Below are 6,383 nucleotides of genomic sequence, written 5' to 3'. Positions count from 1 at the left end.
GGTGTGTTCCGCGAGATAATCTACCAGTTCGGCGGCGCGCCCAACAGGGATGCCCGAAAGCTCGCTCACCCGCGCAATGCCTGCCGCCTCCACAATACCGTGGATGCTGTAGCGCATGCCGATGTCTCCCTCTACCGTGCGTTTGGCGTAGGGCTCGGGCAGCCCCTTGTAAACGGTATTCGCCTTGGCGGGCATACCATTTGCCACCGAATAAATATCGGTGGTGGCACCACCTACATCCACGCCAATCAACTCACCAATTCCATTTTCACCTTCACAGCCGTCCGCTAGCAGTGTCATGGCTTTGAGCATGGCAGCAGGGGTGGGCATTAAGATACCTGAAACCAGCTCGTTTGCCTTACTCAGCCCCTTCGCCTCGACAATCCGCTGCAAAAATATTTCTCGGATTTGGTTTTGTACCGGCTCAATGTTAAGTACACCAAACTTTGGCATCACGTTTTCGCAAAGATAGGTTTGCCTGCCCTGCAGAATACGCTGGCACTCTCTGCCACAGCTGCGGTTGCCCGCTACCACAATGGGAAAGCTGCCCTGTGCTTGCGCCAGCATTTTGGCATTGTGCAGCATGCACTCACTGTTACCGCCGTCGGTACCGCCGGTCAGCAGTAAAATATCGGGCTGTATGGTATCTATTTCTTCTATATCATCCTCGGTGAGCTGGTAGGAGTACACCTTAACCACCTTGGCACCCGCACCGAGACTTGCCTGCTTTGCCGCCTCTGCCGTCAGCTCGGGTACCAGCCCACTGGTAACCATGCGCAGCCCGCCTGCCGCAGAGGAACAAGCAAAACGCTCTGCAAACTCCAGTTTACCCGTTTTTCGTTCGAGCTGTGCCAAAGCAGCCGCAAGCCCGTCGTTGATATCGCTCTGTACGGTGGTGTAGCTGCACCCGGTACCAAGCAAGGTGTCGCTTTCGGCATCTACCGCGGTTGCTTTGGTGTAGGTGCTGCCAAAGTCAACTAGCAGAATCGGCTTCACAAGCCATCACCTGCAAATCCTCTTTGAGTGCAGCAATGGTGGTTTCCGGTGCTGTACCGGGTGCAAACACACGGTCAAAGCCCATCGCCAAAAAGCGTTTTTCCACCTCATCGAACGGCTGTTTGCCTACTACGATGTTGCCACCAACGTAAAGCAAAATGCCTTTCAGCCCGGCTTCGTCGCATTTTTCACGCAGACCACGGCAATCGAGCTCGCCGTGCCCATACAGCGACGATACAACGATTGCGTCAGCGTTTGATTCAATCGCCGCCGCTATGTATTCTTCCTGCGAAACCATAACCCCAAGATTGACCACCTCAAACCCCGCTTCGGTAAACGCATGGTACAAAATTTTGTTGCCTACAGCGTGTACATCCGCCCCGATTACGCCAATGACCAATGTCTTCTTACTCATGTCGCACCCCTTATCATTCATTGCGCTATTTTTATATAAAATTCAATTTGTACTATATCTATATATTATATTGTTCTATGCCATATGTCAATTAATTGCTTACTTTTTCCTTTGTGCAAATTGTAGAAAAGGCAGATTGTTTTTTGGCCACCCTGTCAGATGACATAAAAATGCCGCTTCAGCCAAAATTTTGGCTAAAGCGGCATTCATTGAACCAGTCCAATTATCCTTGTTTTGCTTTTTTTATGCGTTCAATTTGTTCCTCGAGATACAAAAACGAGCCTCCATCAATTTGGTACGCATAAGAAATCACGGTATTGCCCTCCGATTGAAAGCGGCGAACCAGCTCTGCCTCATGCTGTGGGCAAAACTGCAAATAATCCTGTGGTACAATCAGTACCTGCTGCTGCAACAAAAATTCAGTAAAATTCTCCTGCTGCCCGAACAGGCGGGTTTCGATGATAGTATTCCCCCCGCTGAGCGTTGTATAGCTTTTGCAAATAATCTGTGCAAACGCTTCGCTGGCACATAGCACTCCGATTCGGGTGCCATGTACAAGCTTTGCAAGCTCGGCTACCGTACTTTGCGTAGGGGTGAGCACAATTCGGGTGATTTTGCGCACATCCGACACCGCTTTTTCCAACTCGCTGAAATGCGTTGAGGTGGTGATGACCAAATCAACGTTCTCACCCAATTTATAGGGTGCCTGCAGCACATCGGCAAGCAGATATTGGTATACATCCACATTTGAGATGCGAGATATCTGACCGGCGATCAGCGCAAGTGCCTCGGGGTTGCAATCCACCAGCGCAATGCGCACATTGTCATACCGCTCCTCACGTTCTCGCAGCTTTAAATCAAAGAAAATTTGCACCTCGCGTGCCGAGAACGAAAGCTCCTCCATTTCGTCGAGCAATGCATCAATTGCCTTCATTGCACGCTCCTTTTTGCTGCCCGATTCATGGTCGGTTTTATCGAGCACAAAGGTACCTCTACCCTGTGTCATTTCAATTACGCCTAGATTTTGCAGTTCATCATAAGCATGCTTAATGGTTCCGCGTGCAATTTTCATCTCCGCCGCGAGATCGCGTACTGTGGGCAGTTTGTAATTTGCGGGCAGCGCACCGCTTTTGATATCGTGATAGATTGCATTTACAATCTGGCGATAAATTGGCACGTTGCTATTCTCTCGTATCTCAATTTGCATAGCTGCGCTCCCTTTCAAAATGATACATTGTTCTATAGATCAATTTTACAGTATAGATGCAGATTGTCAAGAGCGCAAAGAAAAAGAGCAATCTTAAGATCGCTCTTTGATAGGGCCGGCTTTTGCGTTGCCGTGCTTTGCCTTGCCCTGAATCTCCGGTACCGGCGGCACCTCATTTTTGGGGAAATGCGTTATACGGTTGCTCTCGGTTCCATGGGGTTCTTTTGGGTCGGGGCGTTTCATACCTGCCTTTGCCATGGTGATTCTCCCTTACACATCGTTATTTTTATTCGACTGTTTTTTTGCGTTTCTGTTCTGATTTTGATTTTCTCTTGTGATGGGCGTCTGACCGTTGCACTTTTCTTCGCGTGCCTTTTTGTTATCCGGTTGGCTGTCTTTCGGCATATTTGTACCCCCTACATGATGTGTTCTTCTGTTTTATCGGCTTTGATCTCATAGCCCAGTTTTTCCAGGCGTTTTGCAAGCTGTTCCTGTTTTACCCCGGTGTTATCATAATCTACCGCGAGGCTGTTTTTTTCTGCATTCACACTGACTGAAATTACCCCCGGAAAGGCATCCATCTCACGTTTAAGTTCTTTTACATCACGGTTTCCATTCACATTATTTAAAATAAAATAAGCGCTCTCTTTTGGCATACAATCACCTCAAAAATAGTGTTTCGTTTTTACCTTGTTTTATTCTTCTTCTTTTTTAATCTAAATTTCAATTTCGTTGCATCTGCAACAGATAATTGCATATAACTGTGTTATACTACAGGCAACACAGACAAAGAAAGCGAGGGTACAAACCGTGGAAAAACGCATTATGAAAAATATTGAATTTGCAAAGGCATTCAAGATGGATGAGCTGGTCACCTATCAGGACGGACAGGTTGTAAGCAAAACACTGGTACAAAACAAGAGCGTGAGCCTGACGCTGTTTGCGTTTGATAAGGGTGAGGAGATTAGCACGCATTCTTCGCACGGCGATGCCATGATTTATGTTATGGACGGCAGTGCAAAAATTACTGTAGGCGATGAAACATTTGAGCTGACAGCCGGTGAAACGATTGTGATGCCGTCAGAAATTCCGCATGCGGTATTTGCGCCTGAGCGCATGAAATTCTTTTTGATCGTTGTATTTTAGGCTTTGAATTTGCCTAGAATAAAAGTTAAAATCACTAAGCAGAATAGGAGATGCTCTTTATGAAGGCAATGATTGATCGCGATGGTTGTATTGGTTGTGGGCTTTGCGCCGATACCTGCCCCGAAGTGTTTCAAATGGCGGATGACGGCTTAGCCGAGGTAATTGTTCCGGAGGTGCCGGAAGATGTGGAAGACAGTGCAGTCGAAGCGCAGGAAGGCTGCCCGGTATCGGTTATTACAGTAGAAGATTAACGGCAAGTGTAAAAAGAACGCAGTGCAGCCCCGAGGCTGCACTGCGTTCTTTTTGTGAAATACCTGTTCTGATATTGACTTTTTGCGCGTTTATCTTTAAAATATTTCATATAAAGCCAGTATGAAAAGAGGGATTATTGTGAAAATATCTGCAAAAGGCCGCTATGGGCTTGCAGCCATGATTTATATGGCGGAGCAGGCGAAGCAGGATGCTTATATTACCATCATTCACATTTCTGAGCAGCTAGGCATTTCGAAGGTTTATCTGGAGCAGACTTTTTCATTGCTCAAAAGAGCAGGTCTTGTCACCTCCATCAAAGGTGCGCAGGGCGGATATCAGCTTGCGCGAATGCCCATGCAGATAACTGCATTTGATGTTTTATCTGCGATAGAGATCTCTCTGTTTGAAAAAACGGATGAAACTGTTGGCAAAAACTCCCCCGATATTGAAGCCGCGATGCAGTTATCTGCGTTTGAGCCGCTCGGAAGAGCCGTTGAAACAACCTTGAAACAAATCAGCCTATACGACCTTGTAAACGAGGCTGAAAAGCATAAAAAAGATACGAGCTATATGTTCTACATTTAGACGGGAGAATATTATGGATATCAATACCATCTGCGTGCATGGCAATGCGCATAAAACCGATGATACCGGCTGCGTCACCGTTCCGATTTACCAAACCGCCACCTTTGCCCATTTAGGCGTTGGGCAAAGCACCGGCTATGATTATTCCAGGCTGCAAAACCCCACCAGAGAGCAGCTGGAGCAGGTGGTTGCCGCTTTGGAGCATGGGGTGGATGCAATGGCATTTTCTACCGGCATGGCGGCAGTTGCAACCGTTATGGAGCTTTTTAAAATGGGCGACCACATTGTGGTGTCGAATGATTTATACGGCGGGTCTCACCGCTTATTCCACCACATTTCAGAGAAAAATGGGCTGACCTTTGACACAGCCGACACCACCGAACCCTCACAAATTGAACGGTGCATTAAACCGCAGAGCAAGGCTATTTTTATTGAAACACCCTCCAACCCAATGATGCAGGTAACCGACATTGCTGCGGTAGCAAAAATTGCAAAGGCGCATGGTCTTTTGCTGATTGTGGATAACACCTTTCTTTCGCCTTATTTTCAAAACCCCATCGACCTTGGTGCGGATATTGTCATCCACAGCGGCACCAAATACCTCGGCGGGCACAACGACACACTCGCGGGCTTTGTTGTTGTGGCAACTACAGAATTATCCGAGAAGCTGCGTTTTCTTTTTAAAACCATCGGCGCCTGCCTTGCACCTTTTGATAGCTATCTGCTCATCCGCGGCATTAAAACACTCTCAATTCGTATGGAGCGCCAGCAGGAGAATGCGCTGAAGATTGCAAATTGGCTTTGCAGGCAACCCAAGGTAAAGGCAGTTCATTATGTGGGGCTGCCCTCGCACCCCGGCTATGAAATTTCAAGGCGGCAGGCACGCGGTTTTGGCTCAATGATCTCGTTTGAAACAGACAGCGAACAAACCGCACGGCAGCTGTTGGAACGCGTGAAGCTGATTCTGTTTGCAGAAAGCCTTGGCGGGGTAGAGACCCTAATCACCTACCCCATGCTGCAAACGCATGCCGACGTTCCGCAGGCAGAGCGTGAGGCAAAAGGCATTAACGAACGGCTTCTGCGCCTTTCTGTTGGCATAGAGGGTGCAGACGACATTATAACCGACCTAGAACAAGCATTGAAATAGGAGATGTAACAATGAGCAACTTTAACTTTAACGAAGTAATTGACCGTACCAATACCAACTCTTTGAAGCACGATTTTGCCGCAGAGCGTGGCAAGCCGGCCGGTATTCTGCCGCTGTGGGTGGCCGATATGGATTTGAAAGCGCCACCCGAGGTAACCGAAGCACTTACAAAATCGGCGCAGCATGGTATTTTCGGATACTCCGATACCAAGCACAGCTATTTTACGGCACTGCAAAACTGGTATGCATCGCACTTTGGCTGGGACATAGAACCCGACTGGCTGGTTAAAACACCGGGGGTTGTCTATGCCCTCGCAATGGCAATCCGTGCACTCACCAACGAAGGGGACGCGGTTATCATACAGCAGCCCGTTTATTACCCGTTTTCCAGAACTGTGCAGGTAAACAACCGCAAGCTTGTGAACAGCCCGCTTATTTACAATAATGGTACATACCAGATTGACTTTGAAGATTTTGAAGCAAAAGTGGTACAGAACAACGTAAAATTGTTTATTTTGTGCAGCCCTCACAACCCTGTGGGCAGGGTTTGGACACGCGACGAACTGGAGCGGTTGGGAGATATCTGTGTCAAGCACAATGTTTTGGTCATATCCGACGAAATTCATGCAGATTTT

Annotated in this window: 11 protein-coding genes; 5 read left to right on the top strand and 6 right to left on the bottom strand. The window is 47.8% G+C overall.

What is annotated here, in order from left to right; genetic code table 11:
• The 6 genes from glmL to RTV33_RS08550 all read right to left on the bottom strand — a co-directional run.
• Positions 1-996: methylaspartate mutase accessory protein GlmL (gene glmL / locus RTV33_RS08575; RefSeq protein ID WP_312643437.1), on the bottom strand; the 996-nt coding region annotated here is incomplete at its 3' end.
• Entirely contained in the window at positions 974-1,411 is a 438-nt protein-coding gene (gene glmS, locus RTV33_RS08570) for a methylaspartate mutase subunit S (protein ID WP_312643435.1), read from the bottom strand. The genes glmS and glmL, both read right to left, overlap by 23 nt.
• Before the next feature lie 223 nt (positions 1,412-1,634).
• Positions 1,635-2,618: a GntR family transcriptional regulator gene (locus tag RTV33_RS08565; protein WP_312643433.1), complete on the bottom strand. Its 984-nt coding sequence runs from the start codon at positions 2,616-2,618 to the stop codon at positions 1,635-1,637.
• A gap of 93 nt (positions 2,619-2,711) precedes the next feature.
• Positions 2,712-2,876 carry a hypothetical protein gene (locus RTV33_RS08560; RefSeq protein ID WP_312643431.1) on the bottom strand — a complete coding sequence of 55 codons (165 nt, stop codon included), beginning with the start codon at positions 2,874-2,876 and terminating at the stop codon, positions 2,712-2,714.
• 12 nt (positions 2,877-2,888) lie between these two features.
• Positions 2,889-3,023, bottom strand: a complete 135-nt coding sequence (locus RTV33_RS08555) for a hypothetical protein (protein WP_312643429.1) — start codon at positions 3,021-3,023, stop codon at positions 2,889-2,891.
• 11 nt (positions 3,024-3,034) lie between these two features.
• A complete protein-coding gene (locus RTV33_RS08550) occupies positions 3,035-3,274 on the bottom strand; it encodes a heavy metal-associated domain-containing protein (protein ID WP_312643427.1) in 240 nt (79 codons plus the stop codon).
• 169 nt (positions 3,275-3,443) lie between these two features.
• Between RTV33_RS08550 and RTV33_RS08545 the strand changes: the two genes are divergently transcribed.
• The 5 genes from RTV33_RS08545 to RTV33_RS08525 all read left to right on the top strand — a co-directional run.
• Positions 3,444-3,764, top strand: a complete 321-nt coding sequence (locus tag RTV33_RS08545; RefSeq protein ID WP_312643425.1) for a cupin domain-containing protein — start codon at positions 3,444-3,446, stop codon at positions 3,762-3,764.
• A 59-nt stretch (positions 3,765-3,823) separates the two neighbouring features.
• Positions 3,824-4,015 carry a ferredoxin gene (locus RTV33_RS08540; RefSeq protein ID WP_312643423.1) on the top strand — a complete coding sequence of 64 codons (192 nt, stop codon included), beginning with the start codon at positions 3,824-3,826 and terminating at the stop codon, positions 4,013-4,015.
• Positions 4,016-4,154: 139 nt separating this feature from the next.
• Positions 4,155-4,601 (top strand): Rrf2 family transcriptional regulator, encoded by a 447-nt coding sequence (locus RTV33_RS08535; RefSeq protein ID WP_312643421.1) that lies wholly within the window; start codon positions 4,155-4,157, stop codon positions 4,599-4,601.
• A gap of 13 nt (positions 4,602-4,614) precedes the next feature.
• Positions 4,615-5,748 (top strand): PLP-dependent aspartate aminotransferase family protein, encoded by a 1,134-nt coding sequence (locus RTV33_RS08530; protein WP_312643420.1) that lies wholly within the window; start codon positions 4,615-4,617, stop codon positions 5,746-5,748.
• A gap of 11 nt (positions 5,749-5,759) precedes the next feature.
• Positions 5,760-6,383, top strand: a 624-nt coding sequence (locus tag RTV33_RS08525; RefSeq protein WP_312643418.1) for an aminotransferase class I/II-fold pyridoxal phosphate-dependent enzyme, incomplete at its 3' end; no start/stop codon positions are given.

Origin of the sequence: Hydrogenoanaerobacterium sp., assembly GCF_032017025.1 — a bacterium.
In the GTDB taxonomy this organism is placed as follows: domain Bacteria; phylum Bacillota; class Clostridia; order Oscillospirales; family Ruminococcaceae; genus Hydrogenoanaerobacterium.
The sequence above is the reverse complement of the archived record's forward strand: the minus strand, read 5'-3'. Positions and strand labels throughout refer to the sequence as shown.

Coding starts and splice junctions, on each gene's coding strand:
- glmS (WP_312643435.1), bottom strand. CDS start 1,411: ATGAGTAAGAAGACATTGGTCATTGGCGTAATCGGGGCGGATGTACAC.
- RTV33_RS08565 (WP_312643433.1), bottom strand. CDS start 2,618: ATGCAAATTGAGATACGAGAGAATAGCAACGTGCCAATTTATCGCCAG.
- RTV33_RS08560 (WP_312643431.1), bottom strand. CDS start 2,876: ATGGCAAAGGCAGGTATGAAACGCCCCGACCCAAAAGAACCCCATGGA.
- RTV33_RS08555 (WP_312643429.1), bottom strand. CDS start 3,023: ATGCCGAAAGACAGCCAACCGGATAACAAAAAGGCACGCGAAGAAAAG.
- RTV33_RS08550 (WP_312643427.1), bottom strand. CDS start 3,274: ATGCCAAAAGAGAGCGCTTATTTTATTTTAAATAATGTGAATGGAAAC.
- RTV33_RS08545 (WP_312643425.1), top strand. CDS start 3,444: ATGAAAAATATTGAATTTGCAAAGGCATTCAAGATGGATGAGCTGGTC.
- RTV33_RS08540 (WP_312643423.1), top strand. CDS start 3,824: ATGAAGGCAATGATTGATCGCGATGGTTGTATTGGTTGTGGGCTTTGC.
- RTV33_RS08530 (WP_312643420.1), top strand. CDS start 4,615: ATGGATATCAATACCATCTGCGTGCATGGCAATGCGCATAAAACCGAT.